At 65.9% G+C, this 12,580-nt stretch carries 20 protein-coding genes; all 20 read right to left on the reverse strand.

From position 1 onward, the window contains the following. Nucleotides 1-123 precede the first annotated feature (123 nt). Nucleotides 124-477, reverse strand: a complete 354-nt coding sequence (rplR, locus tag K5L01_RS07565; RefSeq protein WP_250063355.1) for a 50S ribosomal protein L18 — start codon at nucleotides 475-477, stop codon at nucleotides 124-126. 81 nt (nucleotides 478-558) lie between these two features. Beyond that, the gene (rplF, locus tag K5L01_RS07570; RefSeq protein ID WP_250063356.1) at nucleotides 559-1,086 is read right to left on the reverse strand and encodes a 50S ribosomal protein L6; all 528 of its coding nucleotides are present in this window, start codon (nucleotides 1,084-1,086) and stop codon (nucleotides 559-561) included. A 17-nt stretch (nucleotides 1,087-1,103) separates the two neighbouring features. Next, nucleotides 1,104-1,502 carry a 30S ribosomal protein S8 gene (gene rpsH / locus K5L01_RS07575; RefSeq protein WP_250063358.1) on the reverse strand — a complete coding sequence of 133 codons (399 nt, stop codon included), beginning with the start codon at nucleotides 1,500-1,502 and terminating at the stop codon, nucleotides 1,104-1,106. A gap of 218 nt (nucleotides 1,503-1,720) precedes the next feature. Further along, nucleotides 1,721-2,026 carry a 30S ribosomal protein S14 gene (gene rpsN / locus K5L01_RS07580; RefSeq protein ID WP_250063360.1) on the reverse strand — a complete coding sequence of 102 codons (306 nt, stop codon included), beginning with the start codon at nucleotides 2,024-2,026 and terminating at the stop codon, nucleotides 1,721-1,723. Nucleotides 2,027-2,044: 18 nt separating this feature from the next. Continuing rightward, entirely contained in the window at nucleotides 2,045-2,587 is a 543-nt protein-coding gene (rplE, locus tag K5L01_RS07585) for a 50S ribosomal protein L5 (protein ID WP_250063362.1), read from the reverse strand. An 11-nt stretch (nucleotides 2,588-2,598) separates the two neighbouring features. Then, a complete protein-coding gene (gene rplX / locus K5L01_RS07590) occupies nucleotides 2,599-2,916 on the reverse strand; it encodes a 50S ribosomal protein L24 (RefSeq protein WP_054663326.1) in 318 nt (105 codons plus the stop codon). A 16-nt stretch (nucleotides 2,917-2,932) separates the two neighbouring features. After that, entirely contained in the window at nucleotides 2,933-3,301 is a 369-nt protein-coding gene (rplN, locus tag K5L01_RS07595) for a 50S ribosomal protein L14 (protein ID WP_250063364.1), read from the reverse strand. Between the two features lie 12 nt (nucleotides 3,302-3,313). After that, nucleotides 3,314-3,583: a 30S ribosomal protein S17 gene (gene rpsQ / locus K5L01_RS07600; RefSeq protein ID WP_250063366.1), complete on the reverse strand. Its 270-nt coding sequence runs from the start codon at nucleotides 3,581-3,583 to the stop codon at nucleotides 3,314-3,316. Between the two features lie 11 nt (nucleotides 3,584-3,594). After that, a complete protein-coding gene (gene rpmC / locus K5L01_RS07605) occupies nucleotides 3,595-3,780 on the reverse strand; it encodes a 50S ribosomal protein L29 (protein ID WP_250063368.1) in 186 nt (61 codons plus the stop codon). Then, nucleotides 3,780-4,193: a 50S ribosomal protein L16 gene (gene rplP, locus K5L01_RS07610; RefSeq protein ID WP_054663318.1), complete on the reverse strand. Its 414-nt coding sequence runs from the start codon at nucleotides 4,191-4,193 to the stop codon at nucleotides 3,780-3,782. The genes rpmC and rplP overlap by 1 nt, the downstream gene beginning before the upstream one ends. Nucleotides 4,194-4,198: 5 nt before the next feature. Beyond that, nucleotides 4,199-4,933 carry a 30S ribosomal protein S3 gene (gene rpsC, locus K5L01_RS07615; protein WP_250063370.1) on the reverse strand — a complete coding sequence of 245 codons (735 nt, stop codon included), beginning with the start codon at nucleotides 4,931-4,933 and terminating at the stop codon, nucleotides 4,199-4,201. 1 nt (nucleotide 4,934) lies between these two features. Then, nucleotides 4,935-5,270: a 50S ribosomal protein L22 gene (gene rplV, locus K5L01_RS07620; RefSeq protein WP_057639469.1), complete on the reverse strand. Its 336-nt coding sequence runs from the start codon at nucleotides 5,268-5,270 to the stop codon at nucleotides 4,935-4,937. 12 nt (nucleotides 5,271-5,282) lie between these two features. Then, complete coding sequence (gene rpsS, locus K5L01_RS07625) at nucleotides 5,283-5,552, reverse strand: 30S ribosomal protein S19 (protein WP_250063372.1); 270 nt, start codon at nucleotides 5,550-5,552, stop codon at nucleotides 5,283-5,285. Between the two features lie 6 nt (nucleotides 5,553-5,558). Next, nucleotides 5,559-6,386 (reverse strand): 50S ribosomal protein L2, encoded by an 828-nt coding sequence (rplB, locus tag K5L01_RS07630; RefSeq protein WP_250063374.1) that lies wholly within the window; start codon nucleotides 6,384-6,386, stop codon nucleotides 5,559-5,561. A gap of 10 nt (nucleotides 6,387-6,396) precedes the next feature. Then, the gene (rplW, locus tag K5L01_RS07635; RefSeq protein WP_049433641.1) at nucleotides 6,397-6,696 is read right to left on the reverse strand and encodes a 50S ribosomal protein L23; all 300 of its coding nucleotides are present in this window, start codon (nucleotides 6,694-6,696) and stop codon (nucleotides 6,397-6,399) included. Next, nucleotides 6,693-7,298, reverse strand: coding sequence for a 50S ribosomal protein L4 (rplD, locus tag K5L01_RS07640; protein ID WP_250063376.1), 606 nt, complete (start codon nucleotides 7,296-7,298; stop codon nucleotides 6,693-6,695). Before rplD ends, rplW begins: the two co-directional genes overlap by 4 nt. A 12-nt stretch (nucleotides 7,299-7,310) precedes the next feature. Further along, nucleotides 7,311-7,961, reverse strand: coding sequence for a 50S ribosomal protein L3 (gene rplC, locus K5L01_RS07645; protein ID WP_250063378.1), 651 nt, complete (start codon nucleotides 7,959-7,961; stop codon nucleotides 7,311-7,313). Between the two features lie 11 nt (nucleotides 7,962-7,972). Beyond that, on the reverse strand, nucleotides 7,973-8,284 hold the full coding sequence (gene rpsJ, locus K5L01_RS07650) for a 30S ribosomal protein S10 (RefSeq protein WP_010341589.1): 312 nt from the start codon (nucleotides 8,282-8,284) through the stop codon (nucleotides 7,973-7,975). A gap of 399 nt (nucleotides 8,285-8,683) precedes the next feature. Next, nucleotides 8,684-11,419 carry a M14 family metallopeptidase gene (locus K5L01_RS07655; RefSeq protein WP_250063379.1) on the reverse strand — a complete coding sequence of 912 codons (2,736 nt, stop codon included), beginning with the start codon at nucleotides 11,417-11,419 and terminating at the stop codon, nucleotides 8,684-8,686. Between the two features lie 430 nt (nucleotides 11,420-11,849). Next, nucleotides 11,850-12,580 (reverse strand): EF-Tu C-terminal domain-related protein (locus tag K5L01_RS07660; RefSeq protein ID WP_250063380.1); only part of this gene is annotated, 731 nt, incomplete at its 5' end.

Below are 12,580 nucleotides of genomic sequence, written 5' to 3' on the forward strand. Positions count from 1 at the left end.
CCGCTTATGGTTGTGGAATGACGCGTCGTTCCGGTGGGCCGCTGCAGAAGAGCGGCGCCGCCCCGCCTCACTCAGGCGGGCGAGCAGGCGGACAGGAGGCCCGGAGCCCCCTGCCCTGATCCCTTAGAACTGCAGGCCGGCCTCGCGCGCGGCATCCGCCAGGGCCTTGATGCGGCCGTGGTAGCGGTAGCCGGAGCGGTCGAACGCGACCTTCTCGACGCCGGCGGCCTTGGCACGCTCGGCGACGATGCGGCCGACCTTGGCGGCGGCGTCGGCGTTCTTGCCGTTCTTCAGGCCATCCTTGACGTCGGCCTGGGTGGTGCTGGCCGAGGCCAGGACCTTGGAGCCGTCGGCGGTGAAAACCTGCGCGTACAGGTGCTGGCCGGTACGCAGCACCGACAGGCGCGGAACGCCCAGGGTGCGGATGTGCGAACGGGTCGACTTGGCGCGGCGCAGGCGGGCGATGTTCTTGTTCATGGTCTTTATCCTCGAAAGCTGAAGGCTTGCTTGCCCCGGGACGTCCGCACGCAGGCGGCGGACGTCTGTCGGGGATCCGCATTACGCCTTCTTGGCTTCCTTGCGAATGATGTTCTCACCGACGTACTTCACACCCTTGCCCTTGTAGGGCTCCGGCGGACGGTAGCCGCGGATCTTGGCGGCGACTTCGCCGACCACCTGCTTGTCGGCGCCCTGCACGACGACTTCCGTCTGCGACGGGGTCGACAGGGTGATGCCTTCCGGCGCCACGAACACCACCGGGTGCGAGAAGCCCAGCGACAGGTTCAGGTCCTTGCCCTGCATGGCGGCGCGGTAACCCACGCCCACCAGCTCCAGCTTCTTCTCGAAGCCTTCGGACACGCCATGGACCATGTTGGCCAGCAGCGAGCGGACGGTGCCGGTCAGCGCCGCGAAGGTATCGTCCTTCGGGTTCAGCGTGGCAACGCCGTTGTCCAGGGTGATTTCGACGCCGGCGGCCTTGTTCAGCGACAGGGCGCCCTTCGGGCCCTTCACGCTCACGGATTCCGGCTGGATGTTCAGTTCAACGCCCTTGGGCAGGTTGATCGGCTTCTTGGCTACGCGGGACATGGTCTACTCCTTCTCGCTTAGGCCACGAAGCACAGGACTTCACCGCCGACGCCCTGCTGGCGCGCCTGCGCATCGGTCATGATGCCCTTGGAAGTGGAAATGATGGCGACGCCGAGGCCGTTGAGGACCTTCGGCAGTTCGCTCTTGCCGCGGTACTGGCGCAGGCCCGAACGCGAATAGCGCTTCAGGGTCGCGATGACCGGCTTGCCCTCGTAGTACTTCAGGACGATTTCCAGCTCGGCCTTGTTGTTTTCCAGCGCGTTGACGCGCAGGTCGGTGATGTAGCCCTCGTCCTTCAGGACCTGGGCGATCGCCACCTTGATCTTGGACGACGGCGCCTTCACCGTCTGCTTGCCCACCGCGGCCGCATTCTTGATGCGGACCAGCAGGTCGGCGATGGGATCAGTCATGCTCATGTGTCTACCTCTGAGTGCACCGATATCCGCTTTCGCGAAAATCTCGAGTTTTCCCGGAATGGGCCGGGGCCCTGTGTCGCGTGTCCCGCCCCGTTCCCAGGACGGGCAAGGGCGGGATTATACGACAAAAAGTCCGACTGGCGTCGGACTTTTTGAATCGCTTCCCGCACCCGGCGGGAAGTCCGCCGGCCGGACCCTGCGGCCCGGCCGGTGGGGAGTTACCAGCTGGCCTTGCGCAGGCCCGGCACGTCGCCACGCATGGTGGCTTCGCGCAGCTTGTTGCGGCCGAGGCCGAACTTGCTGTACACGCCACGCGGACGACCCGACAGCTCGCAGCGGTTGCGGTGGCGGCACGGCGACGAATCGCGCGGCAGCTTGGCCAGCTTGGTCGCAGCCTCGATCTTCTCGTCGTAGCTCGCGTCCACCGAGGACACGATCTTCTTCAGAGCCGCACGCTTCTCAGCGTACTTTGCGGCCAGCTTCTTCCGCTTGATGTCGCGGTTGACCATGGAGGTCTTTGCCATTTCGGTTTCCTCGACGGATCAGTTGCGGAACGGGAACTTGAACGCTGCAAGCAGCGCCTTCGCTTCCGCATCGCTGTTGGCGGTGGTGGTGATGGCGATATCCATGCCGCGGATCGCATCGACGGCGTCGAAATCGATTTCCGGGAAGATGATCTGTTCCTTCACGCCCATGTTGTAGTTGCCGCGGCCGTCGAACGAACGCCCCGACACGCCGCGGAAGTCACGCACGCGCGGCAGCGAGATGTTGATCAGGCGGTCGAGGAACTCGTACATGGTCTTGCGGCGCAGGGTGACCTTGCAACCGATCGGCCAGCCATCACGGATCTTGAACGAAGCCACCGAGACGCGCGACTTGGTGACCACCGGCTTCTGGCCGGTGACCTTGGCCATGTCGGCCACGGCGTTCTCCAGGACCTTCTTGTTGGTGGCCGCTTCGCCGACGCCCATGTTGAGCGTGACCTTGACCAGCTTCGGCACTTCCATCGGATTGGTGTAGCCGAACTGCTTCATCAGCGCCGGCACCACTTCTTCCTTGTAGATTTTTTCGAGACGGGGAGTCATCAGCTCATTCCTCAGGCGTCAATCGCCTCTCCGCTGGAGCGGAACACACGCAGTTTGCGTCCATCCTCCAGCACCTTGAAGCCAACGCGCTCGCCCTTGCCCGAAGCCGGGTTCAGGACATTGACGTTGGAGATATGGATCGACGCTTCACGCTCGACCACGCCGCCGGCAACACCTGCCTGCGGGTTCGGCTTGGTGTGGCGCTTGACGATGTTCACGTTGGCGACGACCACGCGGTCGCCGTCGACGCGGACGACTTCGCCCTGCTTGCCCTTGTCCTTGCCGGTGTTGACGACGACCTGGTCGCCCTTCTTGATACGGTTAGCCATGATTATCTCCTGTCGCTCACAGCACTTCGGGAGCGAGCGAGACGATCTTCATGAACTTCTCGTTGCGAAGTTCACGGGTCACCGGCCCGAAGATGCGGGTGCCGATCGGCTCCTGCTTGCTGTTGAGCAGGACGGCGGCGTTGCCGTCGAAACGGATCAGCGAACCATCGGCGCGGCGCACACCCTTGCGGGTGCGGACCACGACGGCGTCGTACACTTCGCCCTTCTTGACCTTGCCGCGCGGGATCGCGTCCTTCACGGTGACCTTGATGATGTCGCCGATGTGGGCATAACGGCGCTTCGAGCCGCCCAACACCTTGATGCACATCACTTCCTTGGCACCGGAGTTGTCAGCGACGTCGAGGTAGCTCTGCATCTGGATCATGATTCAGGCTCCTTATTTCGCTGCGCGGGTGAGGACTTCCACCACCCGCCAGTTCTTGGTCTTGGACAGCGGCGCAATCTCGGTCACGCGCACGAAATCACCCTCGTTGCAGGTGTTCTCGGCGTCGTGGGCGTGCAGCTTGGTCGAGCGCTTGATGTACTTGCCGTACAACGCATGCTTGACCTGGCGCTCCACCAGCACGGTGACCGTCTTGTCCATCTTGTTGCTGACGACACGGCCTTCGACCGTGCGCAGCGTCTTGCTTTCGGTATTTTCGCTCATAGCAGCCATCCTTACTTCGTGCTGCCGATCAGGTGCTTGACGCGAGCGATCTCGCGGCGCACCCGGCGGGTTTCGTGGGTCTTCGGCAACTGGCCGGTGGCGGCCTGCATGCGGAGCGAGAACTGCTCCTTGCGCAGGTCGGTCAGGTGGGCCTTCAGTTCGTCGGCCGACTTCTCGCGGAGTTGTTTGATGTCCATCAGCGCACCGTACGGGTCACGAAAGTGGTGGTGACCGAGAGCTTGGCCGACGCCAGGCGGAACGCCTCGCGCGCCACTTCCTCGGAGACACCCTCGATTTCATAGATCATGCGGCCCGGCTGGATCTGCGCGACCCAGTACTCCACGCCACCCTTACCGGCACCCATACGCACTTCGATGGGCTTCTTGGTGATGGGCTTGTCGGGGAACACGCGGATCCACATCTTGCCGCCGCGCTTGACGTAGCGGCTGATCGAGCGGCGGGCCGCCTCGATCTGGCGCGCGGTCAGCTGGCCGTGAGCGGTGGCCTTGAGGCCGTACTCGCCGAAGCTGACGGCATTCGCACTCCAGCTCAGGCCGTCGTTGCGGCCCTTGAACATCTTGCGGTATTTGGTTCGCTTGGGTTGCAACATTGCCGTTACCTCGCTTCACGCGCCGGGCGCGACGGACGGTCGCCACGGTCACCGCGATCGCCGCGATCGCCGCGCGGGCTGTCGTCCTGCTTCTCCTGGCCAACCTGGGCGAAATCGAAGATCTCACCCTTGTAGATCCAGACCTTGATGCCGATGATGCCGTAGGTGGTGCTGGCTTCGGCGAATCCGTAGTCGATGTCGGCACGCAGGGTGTGCAGCGGCACACGGCCCTCGCGGTACCACTCCGAACGGGCGATTTCAGCACCGTTCAAGCGGCCGGAGACGTTGACCTTGATGCCCAGCCCGCCCAGACGCATCGCATTGCCGACCGCGCGCTTCATGGCACGGCGGAACATGATGCGGCGTTCCAGCTGCTGCGCGATCGACTCGGCAACCAGCTGCGCGTCCAGCTCCGGCTTGCGCACTTCGGTGACGTTGATGTGCGCCGGAACGCCCATCACTTCGCTCACTTCCTTGCGCAGCTTCTCGATGTCCTCGCCACGCTTGCCGATCACCACGCCCGGGCGGGCGGTGTGGATCGTCACGCGCGCGGTCTTGGCCGGACGCTCGATCAGGATCTTGGAGATACCGGCCTGCGCCAGCTTCTTGCGAAGCATCTCGCGGACCTTCAGGTCGGCCGCCAGGTAGCTGGCGAACTCGGCCTTGTTGGCGTACCACTTGGAGTTCCAGTCCTTGGCGATGCCGAGGCGGATACCAATCGGATGTACTTTGTGACCCATCTTATTTGCCCTCGCCCACGACCACGGTGATGTGGCTGGTGCGCTTGAGAATGCGCGTGCCGCGGCCCTTGGCCCGGGCCATGAAGCGCTTCAGCGTCGGACCCTCGTCGACCATGATGGTCTTGACCTTGAGCTCGTCGACGTCGGCGCCCTGGTTGTTCTCGGCGTTGGCGATAGCCGACTCCACCACCTTCTTGATGAGGGCGGCGGCCTTCTTGTCCGAGAACTTCAGCAGGTTGACCGCACGCTCGGCCGGAAGGCCACGCACCTGGTCGGCGACCAGACGGGCCTTCTGCGGGGAGATGCGCGCGGTGCGCAGGATTGCTTTCGCTTCCATCGTCATCTCTCCTTACCTGCCCGACTTCTTGTCGCCACCGTGGCCCTTGAAGGTCCGGGTGATGGCGAACTCGCCGAGCTTGTGACCGACCATGTTCTCGTTGATGAGAACCGGGACGTGGTTCTTGCCGTTGTGCACGGCGATGGTGAATCCAACCATTTCCGGCAGGATCATGGAGCGGCGCGACCAGGTCTTGATCGGCCTCTTGCTGCCCGCAGCGGCCTCCACCTTCTTGACGAGGTGGTGATCGACGAACGGACCCTTCTTGAGTGAACGTGCCATGGTCGATTAACCCCTACGATCGCGAACAATGAATTGCTGGGTGCGCTTGTTATGGCGCGTCTTGTAGCCCTTGGTCGGCACGCCCCACGGGGTGACCGGGTGCGGGTTGCCCTGGCCGGCCTTGGCCTCACCACCACCGTGCGGGTGGTCCACCGGGTTCATGGCGGCACCGCGGACGGTCGGCTTGACGCCGCGCCAACGCGCTGCACCGGCCTTGCCCAGCTTCTGCAGGTTGTGCTCGTCGTTGCTGACCTCGCCGATGGTGGCGCGGCACTCGACCGGCACCTTGCGCATCTCACCCGAGCGCAGGCGCAGGGTGGCGTAGACGCCTTCACGGGCCACCAGCTGCACCGAAGCACCGGCGGCGCGGGCGATCTGGGCACCCTTGCCCGGCTTCAGCTCGATACCGTGGATCGTGGTACCGACCGGGATGTTGCGCAGCGGCAGGGTGTTGCCGGTCTTGATCGGGGCATGCGCACCCGAGATGACCTGGTCACCGGCCTTCAGGCCCTTCGGGGCGATGATGTAGCGGCGCTCGCCGTCGACATAGCACAGCAGGGCGATATGGGCGGTGCGGTTCGGATCGTATTCGATGCGTTCCACGCGCGCCGGAATGCCTTCCTTGTTGCGCTTGAAGTCGATGATGCGGTAGTGCTGCTTGTGACCGCCGCCGACGTGGCGGGTGGTGATGCGGCCGTGGTGGTTGCGGCCACCGGACCGGCTCTGCGGCTCCACCAGTGCCGCGTGCGGCGCGCCCTTGTGCAGATCGGGCGTGACCACGCGCAGGGCCGAGCGGCGGCCTGCGGAGGTGGGCTTGAATTTCATCAATGGCATGGGATGTACCTCAGGCCTTGGCCGTTACATCGATGGACTGGCCATCGGCCAGACGCACGTACGCCTTGCGCCAATCGCCGCGACGGCCAGCGCGGTTACGGAAGGACTTGTTCTTGCCCTTGACGTTGACCACGTTGACGGCCTCGACCTTGACGTCGAACAGCTGCTCGACCGCGGCCTTTACATCGGCCTTGGTGGCTTCGTTCGAAACTTCGAAGACGTACTGATTGGAGAGTTCCTGCAGGCGCGCGGTCTTCTCGGAAACCCGCGGAGCGCGCAGCACGCTGAAGATTTTTTCGTTGCTGCTCATGCCAGCCACTCCTCGACCTTCTTGACCGCATCGGCGGTGATGACGACCGTGTCGGCACCCACCAGCGCCACCGGGTCCAGGCCCTGGACGTCACGCACTTCCACGTAGGGAACGTTGCGTGCCGACAGGTACAGGTGCTCGGAAGCCTCTTCGGTGACGATCAGCGGGCGCTTGCCCACTTCCAGGCCGGCCAGCTTGGCGACCAGGCCCTTCGTGCTGGTCGCTTCGACGTCGAAGGACTCCACGATGGTCAGGCGGCCCTGGCGGTTCAGCTCGGACAGGATGGCGCACATGGCGGCGCGGTACTGCTTGCGGTTGACCTTCTGCTCGAAGCTGCGCGGCTTGGCCGCGAAGGTGACGCCACCGCCGACGAAGATCGGAGCGGTCAGGGCACCGTGGCGTGCGCCACCACCCTTCTGCTTCTTCGACTTCTTGGTGGTGCCGGCCACTTCCGAGCGCGTCTTCTGTGCCTTGGTGCCGGCACGCGCGGCGTTGCGGTAGGCAACGACGACCTGGTGGACCAGATCCTCGCTGAAATCGCGGCCGAACACGGCGTCGGAGACCGAGACCTTGTTGTTGCTACCCGTGATAACGAGTTCCATCGTCATCTCTCCTTATGCCTTGCTCGCCGGACGCACGATCACGTCGCCACCGGCTGCGCCAGGCACGGCGCCGCGGATGGCGATCAGACCACGCTCGACGTCGACCTTGACCACTTCCAGGTTCTGCGTGCTCTGCTGCACGGCACCCATGTGACCCGCCATCTTCTTGCCCGGGAAAACGCGGCCCGGGGTCTGGCGCTGGCCCAGCGAACCCGGCGCGCGATGCGACAGCGAGTTGCCGTGGGTGGCGTCGCCCATGGTGAAGTTGTGGCGCTTGATGGTGCCCTGGAAACCCTTGCCCTTGGTGACACCCTGGACATCGACCTTCTGGCCGACGGCGAAGATGTCCGCCTTGACCTCGCCACCGACGGCGTAGTCGCCGACATTGGCGTCGTCGACGCGGAACTCCCACAGACCACGGCCGGCCTCGACCTTGGCCTTGGCGAAGTGGCCGGCCTGCGGCTTGTTCACCAGGGCGGCCCGGCGGGCGCCGACGGTCACCTGCACGGCACTGTAGCCGTCGCTCTCGACGGTCTTGACCTGCGCGATGCGGTTCGGGGTGGCTTCGATCAGGGTCACCGGGATGGAACGGCCATCTTCGGTGAACACGCGGCTCATGCCGGCCTTGCGGCCCACGAAGCCCAACGAATACTTCTTCGTCATGGTCGCAGCCCTCAGGTCAGCTTGATCTGAACGTCGACGCCGGCAGCCAGTTCGAGCTTCATCAGCGCGTCCACGGTCTTGTCGTTGGGGTCGACGATGTCGAGCACGCGCTTGTGCGTGCGGGTCTCGTACTGGTCACGCGCGTCCTTGTCGACGTGCGGGGAGACGAGAATGGTGTAGCGCTCGATCTTGGTCGGCAGCGGGATCGGGCCACGCACTTGCGCGCCGGTCCGCTTGGCCGTTTCAACGATCTCGCTGGCCGAACGATCGATCAGACGATGATCGAACGCCTTCAGCCGAATCCGGATCTTTTGGTCCGCCATGACGGTGTTCCTATAGGTCTAAAGAGCGACAGGCCCGGCCTCTTGTGTACCGGCCCCCAGTGAATGCGCCACCCGTCCCGAACCGGCCCGGTGCGACGCGCGCATCCCTTCAAAACGACAAGGCGGCCCGGTTACCCGGCCCGCCCAGACACAAACAAACGCGCGGAAACACCCCGATACGCTCCGGAGCGACCCCACGCGACCTGTCCTTAGTCTGGCGAATACGAGGCGCGTCCTGCCCCTCCTTTCGCTGGCTGCGAAGCACATGCAGGGCATGCATCTTCGCGAGTGGTCGTGCATTCTGTCAGCATTCTTTCCGCTTTGCAAGCGCCGGCGACAGGCCGCCACTCGGCCGGCCGCCGGGCGGGCGGGGCGCCGTTCAGCGCCCCGCCCCATCCTTCAGTCCACCGCTCCGGCGCCAGCCTGCAGCAGGCTGTTGAACAGCAGCTTGAACGAGCCGTGGGTCTGCGAGCGGAAGGTGATGTCGGTACCGAAGAAGGTCAGCCGACCCGGGCCGACGTCGGCCTCGGCCGCCAGCACCCCGCCCTCCAGGTACCCCTGGCCCCAGGCCCAGCCGCTGCGCAGCGGCGCGGCCGAATCGAAGCGCAGCAGCGGGCGGATGTCGTCGCGCCCCGCCGGCAGGTCGAATACCGGCGCGTTGTCCCAGCGGCCATCGGAGAAATAGACATCCAGCCGCGCCGGCAGCCCCCATGCGACGGGCTGCGACTTGTCGACCGCCACTTCCAGCACGCTGCCGGGGATGTAGTACTCGCGCGGGTTCAGCGGACGCAGGCGGCCGTCGCCCTCCTTCACCCGCAGGTGGCTCTGCAGCGGCAGGCCCAGCTGCAGCGCCAGCCCGCTGGACGAACCGGTGGCGACGACATGCCCCCCTTCCTGCAGGAAACCGCGCAGCGCGGCGAGCGCAGGCTCGCCCTCCAGCTCACCGAGCATCGGGTGAAACTCGGCGGGGATGCCGGCCGGATCGGGCGATTTCTGGGTGCGCCCGGCCTTGCCCTCGATCGCCAGCGCCTCGGGCAGCGGCAGGGCACCGCTGGGCAGGATCACCACATCGAAGCGGCGGCGCAGGTCCCCCTGCAGGATCTGCCGCGGATACACCACCTCATAGTCGAAGCCGAAGTTCTCCAGCACCAGGCGGGTCCAACCGGAGATCATGGAGCCACCGTAGTGGTCCCACAGCGCGATCCGGGGCGCCCGGACCGGCACACCCTCCCCGACGCCGCGACCGGCGGCCGTGGCCACCACCCCGGTTCCATGCAGCGCCGACGCCATCGCCTCCGGCGTGGCCCGGGGCACGAAGAACGCGCCATCACGCGCCGGCAGGCGCTGCACCGCCACGCCCGCCTTGAGCAGGCGATTGACGGCGATCACGCTGTTGTTGGCGCGCGCGTCGAGCACATAGCCGCTGTTCGAGGCCGGCACCGGCGCATCCGCCGGCACCTGCAACTGCCCGGCCGGCAGCGGCTCGAACGGGCCGTCGAAGCCCTCCAGCACGCGGTCGAAAGCGACCCCCATCTGCAGCGCCAGCGTCCAGCCCGCCGAGTCGTAGGGCGCGATCGGCGGTCCGCCGTCGTATTCGAAGTCATGCGGATGGTCCTGCGGCTCGAACATGTCACGCAGGTGCGGCCGGAAAGCCTGGTCGGCCTTGACCACGTACGAACCGGCGGCGTACTTGCGCCCGGCGACGGTGAACGGCCGCGATGCACGCTGCACCTCCACGCCGGCCAACTGCAGGGCGTTGACGAAGGCCGTTGCCGTCGGGAAGTCGGCCTGGCCCGCCGGGATGATGTAGCCGCGCGGGTCACGCTGTTCCGGACGCCGCAGCATCGACTCGACCTGTGCCGCCTCCAGCCCCACCTGCCCAGGCGCATTGCGTGCCGCCGCCTCCTTGGCCGCGGCCAGCGCGCTCGGGCTGGCCGTCCAGTAGTCGGCACTGCCGCGCTCGATGGAGTTGCGGCCCATGCGGTAGATGTTCCACAGCAGCTGCTCGCGGTTGCGCGACGCGTAGTCCAGCAGCGCCCAGTTCGCGGTCAGGCTGTAGTCGATGGACTGGCGGAAATGCCAGGTCTGCGCCGGCACCGGCGCCGGCAGGTTGCTGTCGGGCAGCTGCCGCTCCGGCAGGAACGGAATCTGCATCGGCGTCGGGTTGCCGGTGATCTCGGTCAGCACCCCGAGCATGTTGTGGAAGTACGGCATGGTGCGCAGGCCACCGTTCCACCAGGTGGAATACACGCTGCCGCCCTTGGACACCGCCCCCGGCTTGTTCTCCTGCAGGTAGCGCAGGTTCATCGCCGAACCCAGCGCCTCCAGCCCGACCGGGATCATCGCGTCGATGTTGTAGTTGTACGGATCGCGGTACGGCGGAATGACGATGACCGTGCCCTTCGGCGAGGTCTGGTGGTGGTTGTAGACGATCTGCGGGTACCAGCGGGTGTACATGGCCAGGTTGAGGTTGCGCGTTTCCTGCAGCGCGGCCATGTAGAAGTCACGGTTGTTGTCGTGCCCGGCGTACTTCTGGTACAGGCGCGGCGGCTTGTCCAGCACGCGCTTGGACGGCTCGGACTCGCGCATGTACCAGCTGGAATACAGCTCCTGGCCGTCCGGATTCGCATGCACCAGCAGCACGATGGTGTCGTCGAGGATGCGCCGGGTCTCGGCGTCGTCGCGGCTGGCCAGCTGCCATACGGTCTCGATCAGCTGGTGCGCGCCGACGGTCTCGTTGGCATGCAGGCCGCCATCGATCCACACCACCGCCTTGCCCTGCTCGGCCAGGCGGCGTGCGACGGCTTCGTCATCGCGCGCCCGCGCCAACCGCTCGGAAATGTCCCGGTACTCGTCCAGCTTGGCCAGGTTGGCCGGCGACGATGCGACCAGCATCAACTGCGGACGCCCCTCCGACGTCTCGCCCAGTTCGACCAGCCGGAAGCGATCGGAACTCGCCGCGATCTTGCGGAAGTACGCCTCGGTCTGGGTATAGGTGGCGAGCATGTAGTCGTCGCCGATGGTGAAGCCGAAGTGCTCCTTCGGCGCCGGTACCGCTGCCTGTGCCACGGCGGCCAATGCCGCCAGCGCCAATGCCAGCGTCGCCCTGCGCCGCCCGTGTCGTGCTCTTCGCACCATCCCGTGTTCTCCTTGCGTTTGTCTTGCCGATGGCCGCGGCCATCGCACCCACCTTAGCCGGGGTCGCGGCCCCGCTTCACGTAGCAAAGGTCATGCGGATGCCGCGGCCAGGGCGCGCGGCTGCGCGGCCCGTACCTACAAGAGGCGGGCTGCGCGCTTTTTCCGCCATCCCGGAACAGGGAGGCCGCCGGAATCCGACCGCGCCGGATGATCGGAACCCGCCGCCCGGACAGCGGCACGCCGGCCCGTCATCCGCCGCCACGCGCATCGACCTCGACACCGGCCACGCCATCCCTGCCGCCAGCTGCATGGCATGCCCGTAAGGAGGATCATCAACGGAGCAGACGCGGGCACAAAAAAAGGGCGGCCCCGAGGCCGCCCTTCTTCCATGCTCCCCATGGACGGGGAGCATGCGATCGCCTGGCGATTACTTGGTGATCTTGGCGACCACGCCGGCGCCGACGGTACGGCCGCCTTCGCGGATCGCGAAACGCAGGCCTTCGTCCATCGCCACCGGGTTGATCAGGGTGACCGCCATCTTCACGTTGTCGCCCGGCATCACCATCTCCACGCCCTCCGGCAGCTCCACCGCACCGGTGATGTCGGTGGTGCGGAAGTAGAACTGCGGACGGTAGCCCTTGAAGAACGGGGTGTGACGGCCGCCTTCATCCTTGGACAGCACGTACACCTCGGCCTCGAAGCCGGTGTGCGGGGTGATCGAACCCGGCTTGGCCAGCACCTGGCCGCGCTCCACGTCGTCACGCTTGGTGCCGCGCAGCAGCAGGCCCGCGTTGTCGCCCGCCTGGCCCTGGTCCAGCAGCTTGCGGAACATTTCCACGCCGGTCACGGTGGTCTTCTGGGTCGGACGGATACCGACGATCTCGATTTCGTCGCCCACCTTGATGATCCCGCGCTCGATGCGGCCGGTCACCACGGTGCCGCGGCCGGAGATCGAGAACACGTCTTCCACCGGCATCAGGAACGCCTTGTCGACGTCACGCTCCGGGGTCGGGATCCAGGTGTCCAGCGCGTCCACCAGCTTCAGGATCGCCGGCACGCCGATCTCGCTCTGGTCGCCTTCCAGCGCCAGACGCGCCGAGCCCGACACGATCGGGGTGTCATCGCCCGGGAAGTCGTACTTGCTCAGCAGCTCGCGCA

This window comes from Stenotrophomonas mori (assembly GCF_023556335.1).
In the GTDB taxonomy this organism is placed as follows: Bacteria; Pseudomonadota; Gammaproteobacteria; order Xanthomonadales; family Xanthomonadaceae; genus Stenotrophomonas; species Stenotrophomonas mori.

What these genes read in the sequence shown, in the direction of transcription:
- rplR (WP_250063355.1), bottom strand. Translation starts at nt 477, where the DNA reads ATGAACAAGAACATCGCCCGCCTGCGCCGCGCCAAGTCGACCCGTTCG.
- rplF (WP_250063356.1), bottom strand. Translation starts at nt 1,086, where the DNA reads ATGTCCCGCGTAGCCAAGAAGCCGATCAACCTGCCCAAGGGCGTTGAA.
- rpsH (WP_250063358.1), bottom strand. Translation starts at nt 1,502, where the DNA reads ATGAGCATGACTGATCCCATCGCCGACCTGCTGGTCCGCATCAAGAAT.
- rpsN (WP_250063360.1), bottom strand. Translation starts at nt 2,026, where the DNA reads ATGGCAAAGACCTCCATGGTCAACCGCGACATCAAGCGGAAGAAGCTG.
- rplE (WP_250063362.1), bottom strand. Translation starts at nt 2,587, where the DNA reads ATGACTCCCCGTCTCGAAAAAATCTACAAGGAAGAAGTGGTGCCGGCG.
- rplX (WP_054663326.1), bottom strand. Translation starts at nt 2,916, where the DNA reads ATGGCTAACCGTATCAAGAAGGGCGACCAGGTCGTCGTCAACACCGGC.
- rplN (WP_250063364.1), bottom strand. Translation starts at nt 3,301, where the DNA reads ATGATCCAGATGCAGAGCTACCTCGACGTCGCTGACAACTCCGGTGCC.
- rpsQ (WP_250063366.1), bottom strand. Translation starts at nt 3,583, where the DNA reads ATGAGCGAAAATACCGAAAGCAAGACGCTGCGCACGGTCGAAGGCCGT.
- rpmC (WP_250063368.1), bottom strand. Translation starts at nt 3,780, where the DNA reads ATGGACATCAAACAACTCCGCGAGAAGTCGGCCGACGAACTGAAGGCC.
- rplP (WP_054663318.1), bottom strand. Translation starts at nt 4,193, where the DNA reads ATGTTGCAACCCAAGCGAACCAAATACCGCAAGATGTTCAAGGGCCGC.
- rpsC (WP_250063370.1), bottom strand. Translation starts at nt 4,933, where the DNA reads ATGGGTCACAAAGTACATCCGATTGGTATCCGCCTCGGCATCGCCAAG.
- rplV (WP_057639469.1), bottom strand. Translation starts at nt 5,270, where the DNA reads ATGGAAGCGAAAGCAATCCTGCGCACCGCGCGCATCTCCCCGCAGAAG.
- rpsS (WP_250063372.1), bottom strand. Translation starts at nt 5,552, where the DNA reads ATGGCACGTTCACTCAAGAAGGGTCCGTTCGTCGATCACCACCTCGTC.
- rplB (WP_250063374.1), bottom strand. Translation starts at nt 6,386, where the DNA reads ATGCCATTGATGAAATTCAAGCCCACCTCCGCAGGCCGCCGCTCGGCC.
- rplW (WP_049433641.1), bottom strand. Translation starts at nt 6,696, where the DNA reads ATGAGCAGCAACGAAAAAATCTTCAGCGTGCTGCGCGCTCCGCGGGTT.
- rplD (WP_250063376.1), bottom strand. Translation starts at nt 7,298, where the DNA reads ATGGAACTCGTTATCACGGGTAGCAACAACAAGGTCTCGGTCTCCGAC.
- rplC (WP_250063378.1), bottom strand. Translation starts at nt 7,961, where the DNA reads ATGACGAAGAAGTATTCGTTGGGCTTCGTGGGCCGCAAGGCCGGCATG.
- rpsJ (WP_010341589.1), bottom strand. Translation starts at nt 8,284, where the DNA reads ATGGCGGACCAAAAGATCCGGATTCGGCTGAAGGCGTTCGATCATCGT.